Genomic DNA, 18122 nt, shown 5'->3' on the forward strand with positions numbered 1-18122 from the left:
ACCCCCGCCTAGATGTGCCGCGCAGCCCGGCTACCGCCATATGTTGTGTTTCCGACCAACTGCGTCACCGTCAGAACACTATTATGTGGCAGTTTTACATCAATTTGCGGCGACGTGTCACCTGAATATCGAGGTCGGTGATCTTCTTTCTGAGCGTATTGCGGTTGATTCCGAGTAAATCCGCACACTTGGCCTGATTTCCACCTGTTGCCTCTAGGGCGATTTCGATCAGTGGCGCCTCGATCTCGCGCAGGATTCGCGGGTAAAGGCCGGGCGGTGGCAGCATCGTGCCGTGCAGATCGAAGTAACGGCGCAGGTGGCGGGCAACCGAAGTGCTGAGTTTCTCGCTGTCGCCGCCCCGCAGGACCGGCCCAGTTTCGGGCTGGTTGCCGAGAACGTTTTCCACTTCAGCGCGGGTGATCTCGTCGGCGCGGGACGTCAGGCTGAGGCGGCGCACCACGTTTTCAAGCTGCCGCACATTGCCCGGCCAGCTATAGGCCCGGAACAGATCAGCGGCATCCTCGGACAGCCACCGCTTGGCGCCGCCATCGCGTTCGGCACGGGCGAGAAAATGCTCACTGAGAAGTGCAATATCGTCCACCCGCTCCCGCAGGGAGGGCACGGAAATGGTGGCGCCGCTGATGCGGTAATACAGGTCCTCGCGCACGCCGCTGTCGGAAATGCCCTGCCCGGGGTCGGTCTGGCTGGTGGCGATGAAGCGCGGCACGTTATCGCCGGGGCCGTCCATCATGCGCACGATGCGGGCCTGCACCTCGTCCGGTACGTCGGCCAGTTCGTCGATCAAAAGCGTGCCGCCGCGTACGCGGGCCAGAATACGGGCCGGGCCTTCGATGTCGGACAGATCGCTGCCGTTGACGGTGACGAAGGGCAACGACCGGCGGTCGGAAAAGTCGTGCAGCGCGCGGGCGATCAGGGATTTCCCAGTCCCGGATTCGCCGCAGATGAGAACCGGCAGATCGGTGTTCATCACCTTGGCGACCAGACGGTACAGCGCTTGCATCGCCGGTGTCTTGCCGATCAGCGGCAGGTCATCAGGCGCATCGTCGATCACCCGGTCGGGCGCTGGACGTGCCACGCGGCTGCGAGAATCGAGCGCCTTGGCCGTGCGTTTCATCAGATCCGGCAGATCGAAGGGTTTGGGCAGGTAGTCGTAGGCCTCGGCCTCGGCGGCCTGAATGGCGGTCATAATCGTGTTCTGCGCCGAAATCACGATCACCGGAAGATCTGGGCGGTCCTGGCTGATCTTGGGCAGCATCTCGAGCCCGTTGCCATCCGGCATGATCACGTCCGAGATCACCACGTCGCCTTTGCCTTCGGCGACCCAGCGCATCAGCGTGGTCAGCGACGAGGTTGCGTGCACCTTACACCCGGCTCGTGTCAGCGCCTGTGTCAGAACCGTGCGGATCGTGCGATCATCATCCGCGACAAGTACCGTACCATCCATCAGTTAGACTCCTTTTGTTTTCGCGGTGCCTGCGGCAGCGAAATGCGAAAGCGGGTTTTTCCGGGAACACTATCGACAGCGACCCATCCATCGTGATCCGAGATGATCTTGCTCACCAAAGCGAGGCCAAGGCCGGTGCCGTTTTCACGCCCCGACACGAAGGGGTCGAACACGTCGCCCCTGATCTCGGGCGGCAAGCCGGGGCCGTCGTCGATGACTTCGACCTGCAAGGGCAGCGATTGGCCGGTGCCATCGGCGCGGCGCAGGCTGTAGCTGTGTTCATAATAAGTGTGCAGGCGAATGGTGCCGCCATTTTTGGGATCGGCCGCCTCGGACGCGTTTTTGATCAGGTTAAGAACCACCTGAAGCAACTGGTCTGAATCCCCCAACGCCAGCGGCAGCGAGGGGTCGTAATCCTCGATGATCTTCATATGCGCGCCAAAGCCCAGCAACGCAGAGCGGCGCGCCCGGTCCAGCACATCGTGCAGGTTCACCGGCTTGCGTTCTGGCGCCGAGAGGTTGCCGAATTGCTCGACCTGTTCCAGCAGCTTCACGATACGGCGGGTTTCGGCCACGATCAGGTCAGTCAGTTCAAGATCACCATTGCTGAGGTTCATGCTCAGAAGCTGCGCAGCCCCGGTGATACCAGCAAGCGGGTTCTTGATTTCATGGGCCAGCATTTCCGCCATGCCGATGGCGGACTTGGCCGCGGATTTGACGGACTGGCTCTGGTTTACGCGGCCCGCCAGTTCGCGCGGACTGATCAGCAGGATCATGCACCCTTCCATGCCTTGAACCGGCGCGAATTGCAGGTTGCAGACCAGCGGCGGGCGGTTTCCCGTGCCGACATCCACGTCATTGACGAACAACGGCGTGCCGTTCGCGCGGGCGCGGACAAGGCTGTTCTCCATCGGAGCATCAACGGTCAAACGGTCCCAGATCGGTTGGCCGCGCAGCCATTTGGCCGAATTGTTCATGAACCCTTCGGCTGCAGGATTCATGTCAAAGATGTTTTCATCGCCGTCGATGATGATGGCGGGTACAGGCAGCGACGACCAGATAAGCCGTTCATCGACCACAGCCTCTTCACCGGTTTCGTGATCGGTCATGCGGCTTGCCTCACATCGGTCAAAAGCGCGTTGGGCAACGCTGACAGAACATCCTGCGAATTTTTGGCTGTCAGAATAAACTTGCGCAGGGCGGGCACGGTTCCGGCCCCATCCATGTACCACCCCAGATGTTTACGCGCGACGCGGTTCCCAAGATCCGAGCCATAGAAGTCGAGCATCGCCTCGTAATGCGCCGCGATCATATCCACCAGCTTGTGGCCTTTGGGGATGTCGGGCTTCGGCGTGCCGTAGATGTCCGCAGCGATCTGTGCCAGCACCCAAGGCCGCCCTTGTGCGCCGCGCCCGACCATCACCCCGTCGGCTCCGCTTTGCGCAAGCGCTGTTCGGGCAGTAGCTGTGTCCACGATATCGCCATTGGCGATGACCGGGATCGACACCGCATCCTTGATCTGGCAAATGGCGCTCCAGTCGGCGCGGCCTTTGTAGAATTGGCAGCGGGTGCGCCCGTGAATGACGATCATCGCGATGCCAAGGGATTCGGCGCGCTGCGCCAGTTCAGCAGCGTTGTGCGACGCGTCATCCCATCCCAACCGGGTCTTGAGTGTGACAGGCACGCTGACCGCGCCCACCACAGCGTCGATCAGGCGACAGGCGTGGTCGAGATCGCGCAGCAGCGCTGATCCGGAATACCCGCCCACGACCTTTTTCGCCGGGCACCCCATATTAATGTCGATGACCTGCGCACCCATGCCTTCGACCATGCGCGCCGCCTCGGCCATCGCCTCGGGAGTGCGGCCTGCCAGCTGGACAGAGGTGTTGGCGATCCCTGCCCCCAATTCCGCCTTTTCGCGCGATCCGGGACGCGCGGTCAGGAATTCGCCGCTGGCGATCATTTCAGACACCACACGGCCCGCACCAAAGCCCGACACCAAAGTGCGAAACGGCAGATCGGTGATACCGGCGAGTGGGGCCAGCATCACTGGGGGAGAAATCAGGTCTAGTGGAACAGACGGAGTCACCGTTGCAATCCTTGATTGATGAGTTTGAGCTACGCTGTGGTCGCATCCCATTCAATGATAATAGCCTGAAAAACAGACCGACAAAACGCATATGCCTAATTATTGTGCAACTAGCCGGGGGAGATTGCACAGCCACCGGACTAACCTTAGACAAGCCATAGCAATTCAAGGGATGTGCAGATGAAAGTTCGGCTTGGCAATGGCTATGACGTTCACAAGTTCGGGCCGGGGGATCATGTTGTCCTGTGCGGCGTTAAAGTGCCGCATGATCAAACGCTTATGGGTCATTCCGATGCGGATGTCGGGATGCATGCGATCACTGATGCGATCTACGGTGCATTGGCAGCGGGCGACATCGGGCGGCACTTCCCCCCTTCGGATCCTCAGTGGAAGGGTGCGGCCAGCGAAATTTTCCTGAAACACGCGGTTCAGTTGGCGCGGGACGCGGGATTCGTCATCAGCAACGTGGATTGCACAATGGTGTGCGAGTTTCCCAAGATCGGACCCCATGCCGACGCGATGCGCGCCACTTTGGCCGACATCATGGACCTGCCGATCGAGGATATCTCGGTCAAGGCGACCACATCCGAGAAGCTGGGGTTCACCGGGCGCGGTGAGGGTATCGCGGCCATCGCCACGGCTGCATTGGTGGCACCATGAACAAACTGATCGCGACATTCTTCGGCGTTGGATACCTTAAGCCCGCACCCGGCACATGGGGGTCATTGGCCGCCCTGCCGGTCGCTTATGCTGTTCTGTCGATTGGCGGCTTCTGGTTGCTGGTGAACCTGACCTTTTTCGTCTTCATGTCCGGCTGGATCGCAACGCGCGAGATCACCAAAGAGCAAGAGGATCATGACCCGTCCTACATTGTCGTGGACGAAGTGGTCGGCCAGTGGATTGCCCTGTTTCCAGTGGCTTACGGCGCGTCGCGCATGTCGGCGGATCTACTGGCGCTGTACCCCGGCTGGATCGCGGCCTTCGTGCTGTTTCGGCTGTTCGACATCTGGAAGCCTTGGCTGGTCGGCCAGGCCGATGCCCGCGGCGATGCGTTGGGCGTGATGCTGGACGACGTGATCGCAGGTGTGTTCGCAGCCATTGGCGTGGCGGCGCTGGCGGCACTGTTTCATCTGGTGCTGATGTGACGCTGCCTTTGGCTGACGAGCTGTTGCGTCTTGCCGTTGCGGCGGGCGCAACTGTGACAACCGCCGAAAGCTGTACTGGTGGCATGGTGGCCGCCGCGATCACCGATGTCGCTGGATCGTCTTCGGTGTTCGAGCGGGGGTTCGTAACCTACTCCAACCAAGCCAAGGTGGAGATGCTGGGCGTGTCACCTGCCACTCTGGAGGCACATGGCGCGGTGTCCGAAGACGTTGCGCGCGAAATGGCGCTGGGGGCGCTGGCTGCGGCACAGGCCGATGTGGCGGTGTCAATCAGCGGGATCGCCGGGCCGGGTGGCTCGGAGTTCAAGCCCGAAGGCCGCGTGTGTTTCGGTCTGGCGACCGCTCAGGGCGTTCAGACCACCACCATTGAGTTCGGAGCACTTGGTCGGGCCAATGTCCGCACAGCCGCACGGGATGAGGCGCTGACCCTCTTAGTGGCGGCACTAAGCAAATTGTGATGCTTTGTTGCGCATCCAGCCATCTTTTCGCACAATAATTAAACAAAACCATGTCTGCTAATTTTTAAGGCATGCAAATTCCTGTTTTGCCTCTTTTTTCCACGAACCTGATCCGCTTTGACCGCGCCAAACAAAGCCAAATCAAAGGATGGGACAGATGAACGGAGCCGATACGGCCTGGATTATCGTGGCAACAGCGCTTGTGTTGTTCATGACACTACCGGGGCTTGCCCTGTTTTACGGCGGGCTTGTGCGCGCGCGAAATGTGCTGAGCGTGTTCATGCATTGCTATGCCATTGCCTGTTTGATGAGCGTTCTGTGGTTGGCCTTCGGGTACACAATCGCATTTGGCGACGGAAATGCATATTGGGGCGGTCTGGGTAAGATGTTCCTTTTGGGCGTCGGAACCGATGATCTGGCGGGCACATTGCCCGAGGTTCTGTTCTTTGCCTTCCAGATGACTTTCGCCATCATCACCCCTGCCCTGATCGTCGGCGCCTATGTCGAACGCGTGGGCTTTGGCTTTGTGCTGCTCTTCTCGGGGCTGTGGATGCTGCTCTGCTATGCGCCAGTGGTGCATTGGGTCTGGGGCGGTGGCTTCCTGTCCGATGGCGGCATCTTTGGCGACACCGGGGTGCGTGACTTTGCGGGAGGCATCGTGGTGCATGAAACCGCCGGGATCGCGGCGCTGATCATCGCGGTGTTCCTTGGACCGCGCAAGAACCACACAACACCGCCGCACAACCCCGGCTTCGTGATGATCGGGGCTGCGATGCTGTGGGTCGGCTGGTTCGGCTTCAATGGCGGATCGCAATTGGCCGCAGATGGTGGCGCGGCCATGGCCCTGACCGTCACGCATATCTCGGCCGCAACTGCGTCGCTGACATGGGCGCTGTGGGAAAAGGTCAAGTTCGGCAAGGCATCGCTGGTCGGTATGGTCACCGGAACGATTGCGGGACTTGCGTCAATCACACCCGCGTCAGGTTTTGTCGGCCCTGTCGAGGCATTGATCATCGGGGCCGTCGCGGGTGTGCTGTGTCAGGAAGCCGTGAACGTGATCCGCAATATGCTCAAAATCGACGACACGCTGGATGTGTTCGCCGTGCACGGCGTGGGCGGCATCTTTGGCACCATCATGATCGCGGTTTTCGGCGCGGGCAGCTTTGCGGCGCAGCTGGGTTCATTGGCCATCGTGGGCGTGTTCACTCTGGTTGTGACCGTAGTATTGGTGTTTGTTGTCAAGATGATCACGCCGATCCGCGTTGATGCAGAGACCGAGAATTCGGGCCTGGATATCATCGTGCATGGCGAACGGGCGTACGACCACGCGTCATAAATCGGATAGTGCGTTTACGAGTAACCGGGCGGGCCCAACGGTCCGCCCATTTTTATATTGGCGCCACGGCTGCCGAACGGGTCAGCTGTACAATTCTGCCGCACGGCGTTCAAAGGCGCGGACGATCCGCTGCATGGCTTCGTAAAAGAACATGCCCGCCGCCCCTTGCAGGATGCGGTTCTTGAATTCGAAGTCGACAAAGAAGGTCACTTCGACCCCGTCATCCACATCCTTGAATCCCCAGTTCGAATGCATGTGCCGGAACGGACCATCCAAATATTCTGTGTCGATCTTCATCTGCTCGGGCCACAGCACCACACGGCTGCCAAAGCGTTCGCGGAACACTTTGAAGCTGATCACCAGATCCGCCAGCATTTCCATATGATCGCCCCGGTCTTCGCGCGATCGGATGCGCGCGGCCGCTGTCCATGGCAGGAATTTGGGGTAATTCGCCACGTCCGCGACCAGATCGTACATCTGTTGCGCCGTGTACGGCAGGGTGCGGGTTTCAGAATGTGTGGGCATCTGCTCTTTTGTTTTGACCGTGACAGTGGCGGGGGATGTCGTATTGTGCGCGCGAAAAATCAAGGGAAACCTATGTCAGAGCGTCCTTATGTCATCGACGAAATGATCTCGGCCAAGGCAATTGCCGCCCGGATCGAGGAATTGTCGAACGCCATCAAAGAAGAATTCCGCGATACCAACAAGTTGGTTGTGGTGGGCCTGTTGCGCGGCAGTTTCGTGTTCATCGCCGATCTGGTGCGCGAACTGGATCTGCCGGTCGAAGTCGATTTCCTTGAGGCGTCCTCCTACGGCGACAGTATGGAATCAAGCCGCGAGGTGCGGATTCTGAAAGACCTGCGCGGCCAGATCGAAGGCCGTGATGTGCTTGTCGTTGAGGATATCGTCGACACCGGGCACACGCTCAAACACGTGGTGGGCCTGCTCGAATCGCGCAATCCGGGGCGGCTGCGCACCATCGCCCTGCTGGACAAGCCGTCACGGCGCGAAACGGATGTGGCGGCGAATTGGATCGGGTTTTCGATCCCGGACGAATTTGTGGTCGGCTATGGCATCGACTACGCACAGCGCAACCGCAACCTGCCCTTTATTGGCAAAGTGCGGTTCCCCGAGGCGTGAACTGGTTTCATCTGTTGCGGATGGCACACTGGGTGCGAAACCCGCCCAGCCCCGCGCGGGTGAAATTTGTTTTGGCCGTTATCGCCCTATGCCTCGCGATCGTTGCCATCGAGCGGTGGGTGGGTTGGCCAGACTGGATGTCCCTTGAGCCCGAACAGGTGCCCAATCGGGTGCTTCGCTAAGATCGAGCCAGTGATTTGACGGGACTGCTTTGTTCGCCGGCAATCGCCGCAAGATGCGGTTGCAGCAGTTTCTCCAAGGATTCCATGAGGCGTTGGATGCGGTCGCTGCCTGCAAGATCGCGGTGGCACGCGACCCAGACCGGGACAACAAAATCCGGAACATCGCAGGCAATCCGCTCCAGCTCGGGTGCCGCATCGCCAAGAAGACATGGCAGTATGCTTTGCGCGTTACTTTTGTTCAGCATCTGGGTCAGCAGACAAAAACTATCTGCGCTGGCAATGACGTCGGAAGGGTCGATCTCGCTTGCCATCCATTGCGCAGGGCCTGACCGTTCCAACGCGCCGGTCATGCCTAGCCATCCCTGCGGCTCACGTCGTTTGGCCCGCGCATATACCGCAAAGCGCATATCGGCGACCTTACGACCAACGAGGTCCTCGGACAAAACCATCGCCGGGCGCAGAGCGACATCGGCGTGTAGCCGCGCCATGTCGACATGCGGGTTCGATGACAGGTAGGTCAATCGGTCAGGCGCCACGCGCCGCGCCAAAGCCGGATAGATCCAAGCCAGCACCGTCTGACAGAACGAGTCCGTCGAGGTGATGCGCAAAGTTTTGCCCACAACATTCTGGCGGCCCTGCATCAGCGCCTCGGCGGATTTGACATGTTGGGCAGCAAGGCGAGCGGCTTCGATCACGGGCGCCCGGTTGGGACGCAGCCGATAGCCGCTTCGGTCGCGCTCGAACACCGGTCCGCCGCAGGATTCTTCGAAGGACGCGATGCGGCGCAGAACCGTGGCGTGGTTGACGCCCAGCACCTTTGCAGCCGCATTCACCGAACCGGTGTCGGCCACGGCCAATACAAACCGCAAATCGTCCCAATTCAGCTTGTGCATAGATGCGGACCCTTTTTGCATTTTCTAACAATTAATTTGTGCACAGGGCGAGGCATACTAGGTCACAGATCATACAATTTTCAGGGAGTATGAATTGATGAAGAAAAATCTCGCGTTTGCAATCGCCTTCACGGCACTGGGTTGCGGCACCGCAGCCATGGCACAGGACGACTTTTCAGCCGAGCTGAAAGCACGTCAGGGCCAGTTCCGCATCATGGCGATCAACCTTGGTATCCTTGGCGGGATGGCGCAGGGCAAAATGGACTATAACGCTGACGCAGCACAAGCCGCAGCAGACACGCTGGTCGCAGTGTCCATGATCCAGCAAGGGCCGATGTGGCCAGCCGGTTCGGACAACATGGCACTCGACAGCACACGTGCCCAACCGAATATTTGGGACGCAAACGACGATTTTCTTTCCAAGTGGAGCGATTTCGGCACAGCCGCTCAGGCCATTCAGGCCGCCGCAGCGGGTGGTGTTGAAGGTCTTGGACCTGTGATGGGCCAAGTTGGGGGCACTTGCAAAGCCTGTCACGACACATATCGCGCTCCGGCGAACTGATCTGCAGAGATGCAGCGTGGATTAATACCAGGTGTCTTGGTTCTGGCTGTTGCTGCGGCAGCAGTTGGGGTGTTCGTAACGCGTGCCACGCCCATCGACAGCAGCCCTTTGGCCGGACGCGACAGCGATCCGGCCAAAGGTGAGACTGTTTTCATCGCTTCGGGCTGTGCATCCTGCCATGCAGCACCCGATGCCGAAGGCGATGCAAAGCTCATCCTCGCCGGAGGACAGCGATTCCCGTCCGATTTCGGCACCTTTATCGCCCCAAATATCTCCCCCGATCCCGAAGCTGGTATTGGCGCATGGACTTTGGGAGACTTTGCCAGCGCGGTGAAGAAAGGTGTCTCGCCCGACGGGCAACATTATTACCCTGCCTTTCCCTATGGTTCGTACCTGCATATGGACGATCAGGACGTGGTCGATCTTTGGGCGTATTGGCAAACCCTGCCCCGCGACGCCACACCAAGTCAGCCGCACGAGGTTGGCTTTCCGTTTAACATCCGGCGGTCGGTCGGCGTGTGGAAACTCTTGTATCTGAAAGACGACTGGGCGGTACAGATCGCGGACACTCCAGAACTGGAGCGGGGCCAATATCTGGTTGAAGCGTTGGCGCATTGCGGCGAATGCCACACGCCACGTGACGCTTTGGGCGGTATGAACCGGGCGAACTGGCTGGGCGGTGCACCCAATCCCACTGGTCGCGGTATGATCCCGTCGCTGCGGCCTGCTGATCTGACATGGGGACCAACCGAGATCGTCTACTATCTCGAAACCGGCTTTACGCCTGATTTCGACAGCGCTGGTGGGCATATGGTGGCCGTGATCGAGAATTTCGCCAAACTACCCGCCAGTGATCGGGAAGCGGTCGCGGCCTATCTCAAGGCGCTGCCGTAAGCCAAATCTGCAAAAACTTTGTGGATACTCTTTGAGAGTATCCGTGCCGAGCGTTCCATCTGGCGTACCAAAGCCTTGAAAGGCTTTGGCAAAAAGCTTCAAAGCTTTTTCGCTCAGACCTTGGCCAGCTTCGCCTCGCGGTTGGCGCGCAACCGGGCGAAATCATCTCCCGCGTGATACGAAGACCGGGTCAGCGGCGTTGCCGAAACCATGAGGAAGCCCTTGCCATAAGCCGCCTTTTCGTAGCCCGCGAACTCCTCGGGGGTCACGAAACGATCAACGCCGTGGTGTTTCGGGGTCGGTTGCAGGTACTGGCCTATGGTCAGGAAATCCACATCCGCAGCCCGCATGTCATCCATGACCTGCATGACCGACTGACGGTCTTCGCCAAGCCCAACCATGATGCCTGACTTGGTAAAGATCGACGGGTCGATCTCTTTCACGCGCTGCAACAGACGCAGGCTGTGGAAATATCGCGCGCCGGGACGCACTTCGGGGTAAAGACCGGGCACTGTTTCAAGGTTGTGATTGAACACGTCCGGATGGGCTGCCACCACGGTTTCCAACGCATCGGGCCCACATTTGAGGAAATCCGGGGTCAGAATTTCAATCGTCGTGTTGGGCGCGCGATGTCGGATGGCGCGAATGGTTTGGGCAAAGTGTTCTGCCCCGCCATCATCAAGATCGTCGCGATCTACCGACGTGATCACGACGTGGTTCAGACCCAACTTTTGCACCGCATCGGCAACACGGCCCGGTTCAAACGCATCCAGCGTGTCAGGACGCCCGGTGGCAATGTTGCAGAAAGTGCAGCCACGGGTGCAAATATCACCCATGATCATCATGGTGGCGTGGCCCTGGCTCCAGCATTCGCCAGCGTTGGGGCAGCCCGCCTCTTCGCAGACAGTCACCAGTTTATGCTCGCGCATGATGCGGCGGGTTTCATTATAGCCTTCGCCGCCCGGTGCTTTCACGCGGATCCAGCTTGGCTTCTTCGGCTGGGCGTTATCCGGTCGATGCGCCTTTTCAGGATGGCGCTGTTCTGGGATCTTGAGGTCGCGCAACGGTTTTTCCCCGCTTATTCAAGTGCTGCTTCCTCTAACATAGAAGATGGCAGGAGGTAGTACCAGTATTGCATAGCTGCGTTGCAGCTTCAAATTCCCAATGGTAACGAGTTCCTCCTGCCACCACTAAAACGGCCCACAGTCGGCCCGTTTTAGCCCTGTGCGTCAGCCTGACCCGACGTCAAGCTGCATCATCCGATCAGGACAGGACCTGCAGCGCGGGTTCTGGCGTAGAACAGGCTAAGGCGTTGCAATGCGATCCGAAGCACCACCTTGCCTGACCGCGCCGACCAGCCCAGCCGTTTTTCCGTGACTTCCAAGCCTTCGCGCAAGCAGCAGCACCGCAGGACAACTTCGCTTAACCCCGGCCCAAGATCCCGAACCGCGTCAAGGGTGCGGGCACTGGCCTCGCGCCGCAGACGATCGGTCATGGCATCTGTGCGGTCATACAGCGGCTGCAACGCGTCCGGCCACTCCCAGCCCAACATTTCGGACATCGCAAAGCCCGCGATAGCAAAATCCTCGTGCAGACGGTCTCCTGCCGCGACGAAGTCAGGCGACAGGAACGGCTTGCCATCCGGCCCGCGACGGCGCGCCAAAACCGTAAGCGGGCTGTCTGCACCTGGCCCCCCGGGCTGAGACCGATCCCTAGGGTGACAGCTTGAACCTGTCTTGGCAAAAAGCTGAACCATGTGATCGCTGGCTTCTGCCGCCCGAGCATCCCGGCCTGCAACCAGTTTCGGAAGGTGACTGCGGCCTTCATCGGTGATCCGGTAGCGTTTCAGATCGGAACCGCCAATCGGCGCGATCCAGTTGCGCAGGATCAGGGCCGCCGCCACATCAAGCAAGACCGTTCCAAGCACCAGCGTATCGCTGTCGCCAACCGTCCTGATAATGGCCGCCCGTTCAACGCCTGCGCGGTACAGCATCATCGCTCCCGGCTGACACAAGAGACGCATCGCTTCCGTGACTGCATCAAGGTCTTCCCGCGAGGGCGCGTCGTCGCATGGCTCTACGCCATGCGCGGCGAGCACGTGGTCGACAAGCGGATCGTCCCTTAACGTTTCGAGTTTGCGCACCTGCCTGAGAACGGTCGAGGCATGGCATCCCGCTTCGCGTGCGATCTCGCGCAGCGGACGTCCTTCGGCGGTATGGGCAAGGTAGCGATGCGCTTCTTCAGGAAAAAGCGCGCTTAATCCAGATCGGTTTTTGACGTGGTGCAGGTCAGTCATTGAAATCCCCCATTCGACTCTGACGTGAAGAAATCCACAGATTTATCCACAAACAGCAATCAACCTATGAGTGTATTTGTTTCTGATTTGTTAACTTTTGGCGGTTTCGAACCTTTTGTTTCCAAATAGTAAACAAATAGAAAGCACACCGTTCGCCAGCCCTCCCACAACGCAACACTCGCCTAGGTTGTGCAATGGTTCGGTCATTCTTGGCACTGCGCCACGCTTGAAAAGGAGCCGACCATGCAAGACCTGATGACCCAAATCGCCACTTTGCGCCGCCCGCGCCTTTTGATCCGCGCAGCCAGGATCGGCACGCAAACCTATCGCCGGGACGCACGGCTGCCACGGCTGTTGGGCTATGGCGTTGCGCTCCGCGTTGGGCCCACGGTCATCCGTCTGATGACACTCGAAGCCGAAATGAACGAAAAACGCGAAAGCGGCGATGCCGGGTACAGCATCGCCGCGCATGTCGATCTTTTGACCGCGATCATGGGAGAGTATCAGTTGCTGCGCACTCAGACGCAGATCAACGAGGCCCCCGCACCTACATGAATGCGTCGGGCATGGAGGCTTTTTTGCGCGCCACGTAATCGGTCAGGGCTTCATGGATGCCCTGATCAAGAGGCGGTTGTTGATAGGTGTCGATCAATCGCTGGACCCGCTCAGTGGCAAGCGCCATCGTGTCCCGCGCACCCTCTTCGGACCAGGTCTCGTATGGCTTGAAATCGAACAGATCGGACCGCCAGAACGCACTCTTGAAATGCGCCTGCGTGTGGGCGCATCCAAGGTAGTGCCCGCCCGGCCCCACTTCTGCAATCGCACCCATCGCTTGCGCTTCTTCGTCAAAGGAAATGCCCTTCGCCATCTTGTGCAAAGCGCCAAGCTGATCGGCATCCATGACGAATTTTTCGAACGAAGCGACCAGACCACCTTCGAGCCACCCACAGGCATGCAGCATGAAGTTGACACCCGACAGCAGACCCATGTTGAGGCTATTGGCCGTCTCATACGCCGCCTGCGCGTCAGGCAGTTTCGATCCGGTGAAGCTACCGGCAGAGCGGAACGGCAGGCCCATGCGGCGGGCCAACTGCCCTGCCCCGTAGGTGATCTGGCTGGCTTCGGGTGTCCCGAATGTGGGCGCGCCCGAGTTCATGTCGATCGAGGTCACGAAGGCGCCAAAGATCACCGGGGCGCCGGGGCGCACCAATTGGCTATAGGCGATACCCGCCATGACTTCGGCCAAAACCTGCGTCAGGGTTCCGGCCACCGACACCGGCGCCATGGCACCACCGACGATAAAGGGGCTGACGATACAGGCCTGATTGTTGCGCGCATAGACTTCCAAAGCGCCCATCATCACGTCGTCAAACGTCATGGGCGAGTTGATGTTGATGAGCGAGGTCATCACCGTATTGTCCTGCACAAAATCCTTGCCGAACAGGATCTCGCACATGTCCACGCTATCCTGTGCCCGGCTGGGTTCCGTCACAGACCCCATGAAGGGTTTGTCCGACAGGGTCATATGCGCCATCAGCATGTCGAGGTGACGCTTGTTGACCGGGATATCGGTGGGTTCGCACACAGTGCCACCGGAATGGTGCAACCACTTGGACATATAGCCCAGCTTCACGAATTTTTCGAAATCGGCCATCGTCGCATAGCGGCGACCGCCCATGGCGTCATGCACAAACGGAGGGCCATAGACCGGGGCGAGAACCAGATTGCGTCCGCCGATTTCAACCGCACGGTCCGGGTTGCGGGCGTGCTGAGTAAAGGTCGACGGGGCCGTGCTGCACAGCTTGCGCGCCAGACCACGTGGGATACGCACACGTTCGCCAGTGATCTCGGCACCGGCTTCGCGCCAACGATCCAACGCGGCGGGGTTGTTCACAAAGTTCACACCGATCTCGGCCAGCACAGTTTCCGCGTTGGTCTCGATGATCTCGATCGCCTCTTCATTCAGGATCTCGAAATTCGGGATGTTGCGCTGGATGTATTTCGCCGTTTCGACAGAAACCGCCGTGCGCTCTGCCCGCCGTGCCGCACCGCCGCCACCGCGTGACCGTCTGCGTGTTTCTGCCTCTGCCATGATTCCACTCCGTACGGATTCTGTTGGGTCCGGCCCAGCGACCGGTGGACATTCCATAATATGAGACAGTGGGTCGACAGTGACGGATTACGTCTTGTCCGTTGCGAAAGCGACATTTGACAAGGCAACCAGCGACGTCAGGGGAACCTGTCCGGTTTGATACGGGTTGACTGGTCAAACCATGACAGGAGACCCCAATGACCTATGCCCCGAAAAAGACCGCCGCGATGGTGTTGGTTCTATGTGCCGGTCTAGCGCTAGCCCTTACGGGGTTCAGCGGCGTCATCATCGCGATTGTGATGTGTTTTCTGGTCTGGATTGTCGGCGCCTATGCCGTCCACCGCATCTACGCACCCTGATGATCCGACACGCGCACAGAAGCGCATCGGCAATATTGCCATTTTCCATGGCTCTGCCTATCAGGAGCCATGAACACAGCAGAACACGACCGTCTTCTTATCATCGACTTCGGCAGTCAGGTCACGCAGCTGATTGCGCGTCGCCTGCGCGAGCTGAATGTCTATTGCGAAATTCATCCGTACCAGAAGGTGACGGATGCATTCCTGACCGAGTTCGCCCCCAAAGCGATCATCTTTTCCGGTGGCCCGGACAGCGTGATGCGCGAAGGCAGCCCGCGCCCGCCGAAAAAGGCCTACGAGATGGGCGTGCCGATTCTTGGCATCTGTTATGGCCAGCAGGTCATGATGCAGGATCTGGGCGGCAAAGTGGAAGCTGGCGAACACGCAACCGCTGAATTCGGCCGCGCCTATGTCACCCCGTCTGAAACCCGTAGCGACCTTTTGGCCGGTTGGTTCATGGACGGCTCTGGCCGTGAACAGGTCTGGATGAGCCACGGCGACCATGTGTCTGAAGTCGCTCCGGGTTTTGATGTTCTGGGCACCTCGCCGGGCGCACCGTTTGCAATCACCGCCGACACCGACCGCAGGTTCTATGCGGTGCAGTTCCACCCCGAGGTGCACCACACGCCCAACGGCAAGACGCTCTATCAGAATTTCGTGCAACTCGCGGGTTTTACCGGCGACTGGACGATGGGAGCCTACCGCGAAGAGGCCATCCGCAAGATCAAGGATCAGGTCGGCGACAAACCCGTCATTTGCGCCCTGTCCGGCGGCGTAGACAGTTCGGTCGCGGCGGCTTTGCTGCACGACGCGATTGGCGACCAGTTGACCTGCGTGTTCGTGGATCACGGCCTGCTGCGCATGAACGAGGCCGAGGAGGTGGTTGCGATGTTCCGCGATCACATGAACCTACGGGTGATCCATGCACAGGAACAAGAGCTTTTCTTGGGTGAACTTGACGGTGTAAGTGACCCGGAAACAAAAAGAAAAATCATTGGTCGTCTATTTATTGACGTGTTCCAGAAATACGCGAACCAGATCGAAGGCGCGGAATTCCTCGCCCAAGGCACGCTTTATCCAGACGTGATCGAGTCGGTCAGCTTTAGCGGTGGCCCGTCGGTAACGATCAAGAGCCACCACAATGTCGGCGGTCTGCCGGAAAAGATGGGCCTCAAACTGGTTGAACCGTTGCGCGAACTGTTCAAGGACGAGGTGCGCGCGCTGGGTCGTGAACTTGGCCTGCCCGACAGCTTCATCGGGCGTCACCCATTCCCCGGCCCCGGCCTTGCCATCCGCTGCCCCGGAGAGATCACCCGCGAAAAGCTCGAAATTCTGCGCAAGGCCGATGCCGTCTATATCGACCAGATTCGCAAGCACGGCCTCTATGACGAGATCTGGCAGGCCTTTGTCGCCATTTTGCCGGTGCGCACCGTTGGTGTGATGGGCGACGGGCGTACATATGATTACGCTTGCGCCCTGCGGGCCGTAACCTCGGTTGATGGAATGACAGCGGATTACTATCCGTTCGAGCATGATTTCCTTGGCGAAACCGCGACTCGGATCATCAACGAAGTCAAAGGCATCAACCGCGTGACCTATGACATCACCTCGAAACCGCCGGGAACGATCGAGTGGGAATGATCCGCGCCAGCCTGATCACATTAGCGCTTGGCCTGTCCACACTGGCACAGGCCGAACCGTCGTATCATCGCGTCGTCGGTGTTGCGATTGATGATGTGCTGAACGTACGCTCCGAACCCTCGGGCAGCAGCGTGGATATCGGCGATCTCGCCTATGACGCGCGGCGGATCGAAGCGTTCGAATTCGACGCGACAGGCAACTGGGCGCGCATTGCGCTGAACGAACGCGACGGCTGGGTCGCCACCCGGTTCCTCACGCGCGACGAGGTTCCAACTCTCGGCGACACGACGGTGCCTCAAGGCCTGATCTGTGGAGGAACAGAACCGTTCTGGGCCTTGGGCCTTTATGGCGATGACGCACGGTATTCGCACCCGGTGGATGGCGACACGGATTTCGCCTTTGACAGCATCGTCACCGCAGAGGGCCGTCTTGGCAGCCCGGCGCTTGTGACACTGGCCACCGAGGACAGCCGTGTGATCGAGGCGACGATCTCGGGCGCGACCTGCTTTGACGGGATGAGCGACCGCTCTTACGGTTGGACCATCACGATGCAGTTGATCGCGCCTGGCCAACGTCGGTTCTTGTCGGGCTGCTGTCAGCTGCCGCGTGACTAGATGATCGACCCGACAGTTATCGCGACGGGACAGCCAACGTGACCATGTCCCCCACAATCCGCGCATGCCTTTGGATGATCGGTGCCATCGTGTCGTTCACCTCCATGGCCGTGGCTGGCCGGGCTGTCAGTCTTGATCTCGATACGTTCGAAATCATGATGTACCGCAGCCTGATCGGAATGGTCATCGTGATCACCATCGCAAGCGTCGCAGGCACCCTTCGCGAAGTGCGCGCGCAAAAGCTTGGCCTCCATTTCATCCGCAATGTCAGTCACTTCGCCGGACAAAACTTGTGGTTCTACTCGATCACCGTGATTCCCTTGGCGCAGGTCTTTGCGCTGGAATTCACCTCGCCGCTATGGGTCATGCTGATGGCACCGTTCGTGCTGGGTGAACGGCTGACCAAATCGCAAGCCATCGCGGCGGTGATCGGGTTCATCGGTATTCTGATCGTCACACGCCCCAGCCCGGACACGTTTCATATCGGACTGGTCACTGCCGCACTGGCCGCCATCGGTTTTGCCGGGTCAGCGGTGTTCACGCGCAAGTTGACCCGGACCGAATCCATCACCTGCATTCTGTTCTACCTCACGGTGATGCAAGCCGTCCTAGGCCTTGGTTTCGCTGGATATGATGGCGATATCGCCCTGCCAACCGCCGCCAATCTGCCTTGGGTCGTCGTGATCGCCGTCGCCGGATTGGTCGCGCATTTCTGCCTGACCACAGCGCTGTCACTGGCCCCGGCCACCATCGTGATGCCCATCGACTTCACCAGATTGCCGGTGATCGCCATCGTCGGAGTGCTGCTTTATGCAGAACCTCTGGACCCGTTTGTGCTGATCGGCGCCGCCCTGATTTTCGCTGCGAACTACTACAACATCTGGTCTTCGACCCGCGCGTAACAAGAATGTGACGCTACGGCACAACATCGCCGCTGA

The 18122-nt window shown here is 59.4% G+C and carries 19 protein-coding genes and 1 pseudogene; 12 read left to right on the forward strand and 8 right to left on the reverse strand.

Annotated features, from left to right (window positions below):
• Positions 1 to 94: 94 nt before the first annotated feature.
• The 3 genes from MCRY_RS11620 to dusB are packed head-to-tail and all read right to left on the reverse strand — an operon-like array spanning position 95 to position 3512.
• Positions 95 to 1465, reverse strand: coding sequence for a response regulator (locus MCRY_RS11620; protein ID WP_085630013.1), 1371 nt, complete (start codon positions 1463 to 1465; stop codon positions 95 to 97).
• Positions 1465 to 2574, reverse strand: coding sequence for a two-component system sensor histidine kinase NtrB (locus MCRY_RS11625; protein ID WP_085630015.1), 1110 nt, complete (start codon positions 2572 to 2574; stop codon positions 1465 to 1467). Before MCRY_RS11625 ends, MCRY_RS11620 begins: the two co-directional genes overlap by 1 nt.
• Positions 2571 to 3512 (reverse strand): tRNA dihydrouridine synthase DusB, encoded by a 942-nt coding sequence (gene dusB / locus MCRY_RS11630; protein WP_238939510.1) that lies wholly within the window; start codon positions 3510 to 3512, stop codon positions 2571 to 2573. The genes MCRY_RS11625 and dusB overlap by 4 nt, the downstream gene beginning before the upstream one ends.
• Positions 3513 to 3734: 222 nt before the next feature.
• Between dusB and ispF the strand changes: the two are divergent.
• The 4 genes and pseudogenes from ispF to MCRY_RS11650 form a co-directional block, all read left to right on the forward strand.
• Positions 3735 to 4214, forward strand: a pseudogene (ispF, locus tag MCRY_RS11635) (2-C-methyl-D-erythritol 2,4-cyclodiphosphate synthase); the annotation flags it as partial.
• On the forward strand, positions 4211 to 4699 hold the full coding sequence (locus tag MCRY_RS11640; protein ID WP_085630021.1) for a phosphatidylglycerophosphatase A family protein: 489 nt from the start codon (positions 4211 to 4213) through the stop codon (positions 4697 to 4699). The pseudogene ispF and the gene MCRY_RS11640, both read left to right, overlap by 4 nt.
• 2 nt (positions 4700 to 4701) lie before the next feature.
• Complete coding sequence (locus MCRY_RS11645) at positions 4702 to 5175, forward strand: CinA family protein (RefSeq protein ID WP_085630228.1); 474 nt, start codon at positions 4702 to 4704, stop codon at positions 5173 to 5175.
• Between the two features lie 157 nt (positions 5176 to 5332).
• Positions 5333 to 6511, forward strand: a complete 1179-nt coding sequence (locus tag MCRY_RS11650) for an ammonium transporter (RefSeq protein ID WP_085630023.1) — start codon at positions 5333 to 5335, stop codon at positions 6509 to 6511.
• An 81-nt stretch (positions 6512 to 6592) separates the two neighbouring features.
• Here the strand turns inward: MCRY_RS11650 and MCRY_RS11655 are convergent, their stop codons facing one another.
• The gene (locus MCRY_RS11655; RefSeq protein ID WP_085630025.1) at positions 6593 to 7036 is read right to left on the reverse strand and encodes a type II toxin-antitoxin system RatA family toxin; all 444 of its coding nucleotides are present in this window, start codon (positions 7034 to 7036) and stop codon (positions 6593 to 6595) included.
• Between the two features lie 72 nt (positions 7037 to 7108).
• Between MCRY_RS11655 and hpt the strand changes: the two genes are divergently transcribed.
• The gene (hpt, locus tag MCRY_RS11660) at positions 7109 to 7651 is read left to right on the forward strand and encodes a hypoxanthine phosphoribosyltransferase (protein WP_085630027.1); all 543 of its coding nucleotides are present in this window, start codon (positions 7109 to 7111) and stop codon (positions 7649 to 7651) included.
• 178 nt (positions 7652 to 7829) lie between these two features.
• Here hpt and MCRY_RS11670 read toward each other — a convergent pair whose 3' ends face one another.
• Entirely contained in the window at positions 7830 to 8726 is an 897-nt protein-coding gene (locus tag MCRY_RS11670) for a LysR family transcriptional regulator (protein ID WP_171046169.1), read from the reverse strand.
• Between the two features lie 97 nt (positions 8727 to 8823).
• Between MCRY_RS11670 and MCRY_RS11675 the strand changes: the two genes are divergently transcribed.
• Both MCRY_RS11675 and MCRY_RS11680 read left to right on the forward strand, forming a co-directional pair.
• The gene (locus tag MCRY_RS11675; RefSeq protein WP_085630033.1) at positions 8824 to 9288 is read left to right on the forward strand and encodes a c-type cytochrome; all 465 of its coding nucleotides are present in this window, start codon (positions 8824 to 8826) and stop codon (positions 9286 to 9288) included.
• A gap of 9 nt (positions 9289 to 9297) precedes the next feature.
• On the forward strand, positions 9298 to 10182 hold the full coding sequence (locus MCRY_RS11680) for a c-type cytochrome (RefSeq protein ID WP_085630035.1): 885 nt from the start codon (positions 9298 to 9300) through the stop codon (positions 10180 to 10182).
• Positions 10183 to 10295: 113 nt separating this feature from the next.
• On the opposite strand, the gene lipA is transcribed toward MCRY_RS11680, so the two are convergent.
• A complete protein-coding gene (lipA, locus tag MCRY_RS11685; RefSeq protein ID WP_085630037.1) occupies positions 10296 to 11246 on the reverse strand; it encodes a lipoyl synthase in 951 nt (316 codons plus the stop codon).
• Between the two features lie 191 nt (positions 11247 to 11437).
• Entirely contained in the window at positions 11438 to 12478 is a 1041-nt protein-coding gene (locus MCRY_RS11690) for a DUF6456 domain-containing protein (protein ID WP_085630039.1), read from the reverse strand.
• A gap of 243 nt (positions 12479 to 12721) precedes the next feature.
• Between MCRY_RS11690 and MCRY_RS11695 the strand changes: the two genes are divergently transcribed.
• On the forward strand, positions 12722 to 13033 hold the full coding sequence (locus MCRY_RS11695; protein WP_085630041.1) for a DUF6477 family protein: 312 nt from the start codon (positions 12722 to 12724) through the stop codon (positions 13031 to 13033).
• On the opposite strand, the gene MCRY_RS11700 is transcribed toward MCRY_RS11695, so the two are convergent.
• On the reverse strand, positions 13026 to 14570 hold the full coding sequence (locus MCRY_RS11700; RefSeq protein WP_085630043.1) for a trimethylamine methyltransferase family protein: 1545 nt from the start codon (positions 14568 to 14570) through the stop codon (positions 13026 to 13028). The two genes, MCRY_RS11695 and MCRY_RS11700, sit on opposite strands and share 8 nt — an antisense overlap.
• A gap of 197 nt (positions 14571 to 14767) precedes the next feature.
• Between MCRY_RS11700 and MCRY_RS22890 the strand changes: the two genes are divergently transcribed.
• The 4 genes from MCRY_RS22890 to MCRY_RS11715 all read left to right on the forward strand — a co-directional run bounded on the left by MCRY_RS22890 (position 14768) and on the right by MCRY_RS11715 (position 18086).
• Positions 14768 to 14929, forward strand: a complete 162-nt coding sequence (locus MCRY_RS22890) for a hypothetical protein (protein ID WP_171046168.1) — start codon at positions 14768 to 14770, stop codon at positions 14927 to 14929.
• A gap of 69 nt (positions 14930 to 14998) precedes the next feature.
• Entirely contained in the window at positions 14999 to 16570 is a 1572-nt protein-coding gene (gene guaA, locus MCRY_RS11705; protein WP_085630045.1) for a glutamine-hydrolyzing GMP synthase, read from the forward strand.
• Complete coding sequence (locus MCRY_RS11710) at positions 16567 to 17184, forward strand: hypothetical protein (RefSeq protein ID WP_085630047.1); 618 nt, start codon at positions 16567 to 16569, stop codon at positions 17182 to 17184. The genes guaA and MCRY_RS11710 overlap by 4 nt, the downstream gene beginning before the upstream one ends.
• A 44-nt stretch (positions 17185 to 17228) precedes the next feature.
• Positions 17229 to 18086 carry a DMT family transporter gene (locus MCRY_RS11715; protein ID WP_085630049.1) on the forward strand — a complete coding sequence of 286 codons (858 nt, stop codon included), beginning with the start codon at positions 17229 to 17231 and terminating at the stop codon, positions 18084 to 18086.
• Positions 18087 to 18122: the final 36 nt, after the last annotated feature.

This window comes from Marivita cryptomonadis, from assembly GCF_002115725.1.
In the GTDB taxonomy this organism is placed as follows: domain Bacteria; phylum Pseudomonadota; class Alphaproteobacteria; order Rhodobacterales; family Rhodobacteraceae; genus Marivita; species Marivita cryptomonadis.

What these genes read in the sequence shown, in the direction of transcription:
- MCRY_RS11620 (WP_085630013.1), bottom strand. Translation starts at nt 1,465, where the DNA reads ATGGATGGTACGGTACTTGTCGCGGATGATGATCGCACGATCCGCACG.
- MCRY_RS11625 (WP_085630015.1), bottom strand. Translation starts at nt 2,574, where the DNA reads ATGACCGATCACGAAACCGGTGAAGAGGCTGTGGTCGATGAACGGCTT.
- dusB (WP_238939510.1), bottom strand. Translation starts at nt 3,512, where the DNA reads ATGCTGGCCCCACTCGCCGGTATCACCGATCTGCCGTTTCGCACTTTG.
- MCRY_RS11640 (WP_085630021.1), top strand. Translation starts at nt 4,211, where the DNA reads ATGAACAAACTGATCGCGACATTCTTCGGCGTTGGATACCTTAAGCCC.
- MCRY_RS11650 (WP_085630023.1), top strand. Translation starts at nt 5,333, where the DNA reads ATGAACGGAGCCGATACGGCCTGGATTATCGTGGCAACAGCGCTTGTG.
- MCRY_RS11655 (WP_085630025.1), bottom strand. Translation starts at nt 7,036, where the DNA reads ATGCCCACACATTCTGAAACCCGCACCCTGCCGTACACGGCGCAACAG.
- hpt (WP_085630027.1), top strand. Translation starts at nt 7,109, where the DNA reads ATGTCAGAGCGTCCTTATGTCATCGACGAAATGATCTCGGCCAAGGCA.
- MCRY_RS11670 (WP_171046169.1), bottom strand. Translation starts at nt 8,726, where the DNA reads ATGCACAAGCTGAATTGGGACGATTTGCGGTTTGTATTGGCCGTGGCC.
- MCRY_RS11675 (WP_085630033.1), top strand. Translation starts at nt 8,824, where the DNA reads ATGAAGAAAAATCTCGCGTTTGCAATCGCCTTCACGGCACTGGGTTGC.
- MCRY_RS11680 (WP_085630035.1), top strand. Translation starts at nt 9,298, where the DNA reads ATGCAGCGTGGATTAATACCAGGTGTCTTGGTTCTGGCTGTTGCTGCG.
- MCRY_RS11690 (WP_085630039.1), bottom strand. Translation starts at nt 12,478, where the DNA reads ATGACTGACCTGCACCACGTCAAAAACCGATCTGGATTAAGCGCGCTT.
- MCRY_RS11695 (WP_085630041.1), top strand. Translation starts at nt 12,722, where the DNA reads ATGCAAGACCTGATGACCCAAATCGCCACTTTGCGCCGCCCGCGCCTT.
- MCRY_RS11700 (WP_085630043.1), bottom strand. Translation starts at nt 14,570, where the DNA reads ATGGCAGAGGCAGAAACACGCAGACGGTCACGCGGTGGCGGCGGTGCG.
- MCRY_RS22890 (WP_171046168.1), top strand. Translation starts at nt 14,768, where the DNA reads ATGACCTATGCCCCGAAAAAGACCGCCGCGATGGTGTTGGTTCTATGT.
- guaA (WP_085630045.1), top strand. Translation starts at nt 14,999, where the DNA reads ATGAACACAGCAGAACACGACCGTCTTCTTATCATCGACTTCGGCAGT.
- MCRY_RS11710 (WP_085630047.1), top strand. Translation starts at nt 16,567, where the DNA reads ATGATCCGCGCCAGCCTGATCACATTAGCGCTTGGCCTGTCCACACTG.
- MCRY_RS11715 (WP_085630049.1), top strand. Translation starts at nt 17,229, where the DNA reads ATGTCCCCCACAATCCGCGCATGCCTTTGGATGATCGGTGCCATCGTG.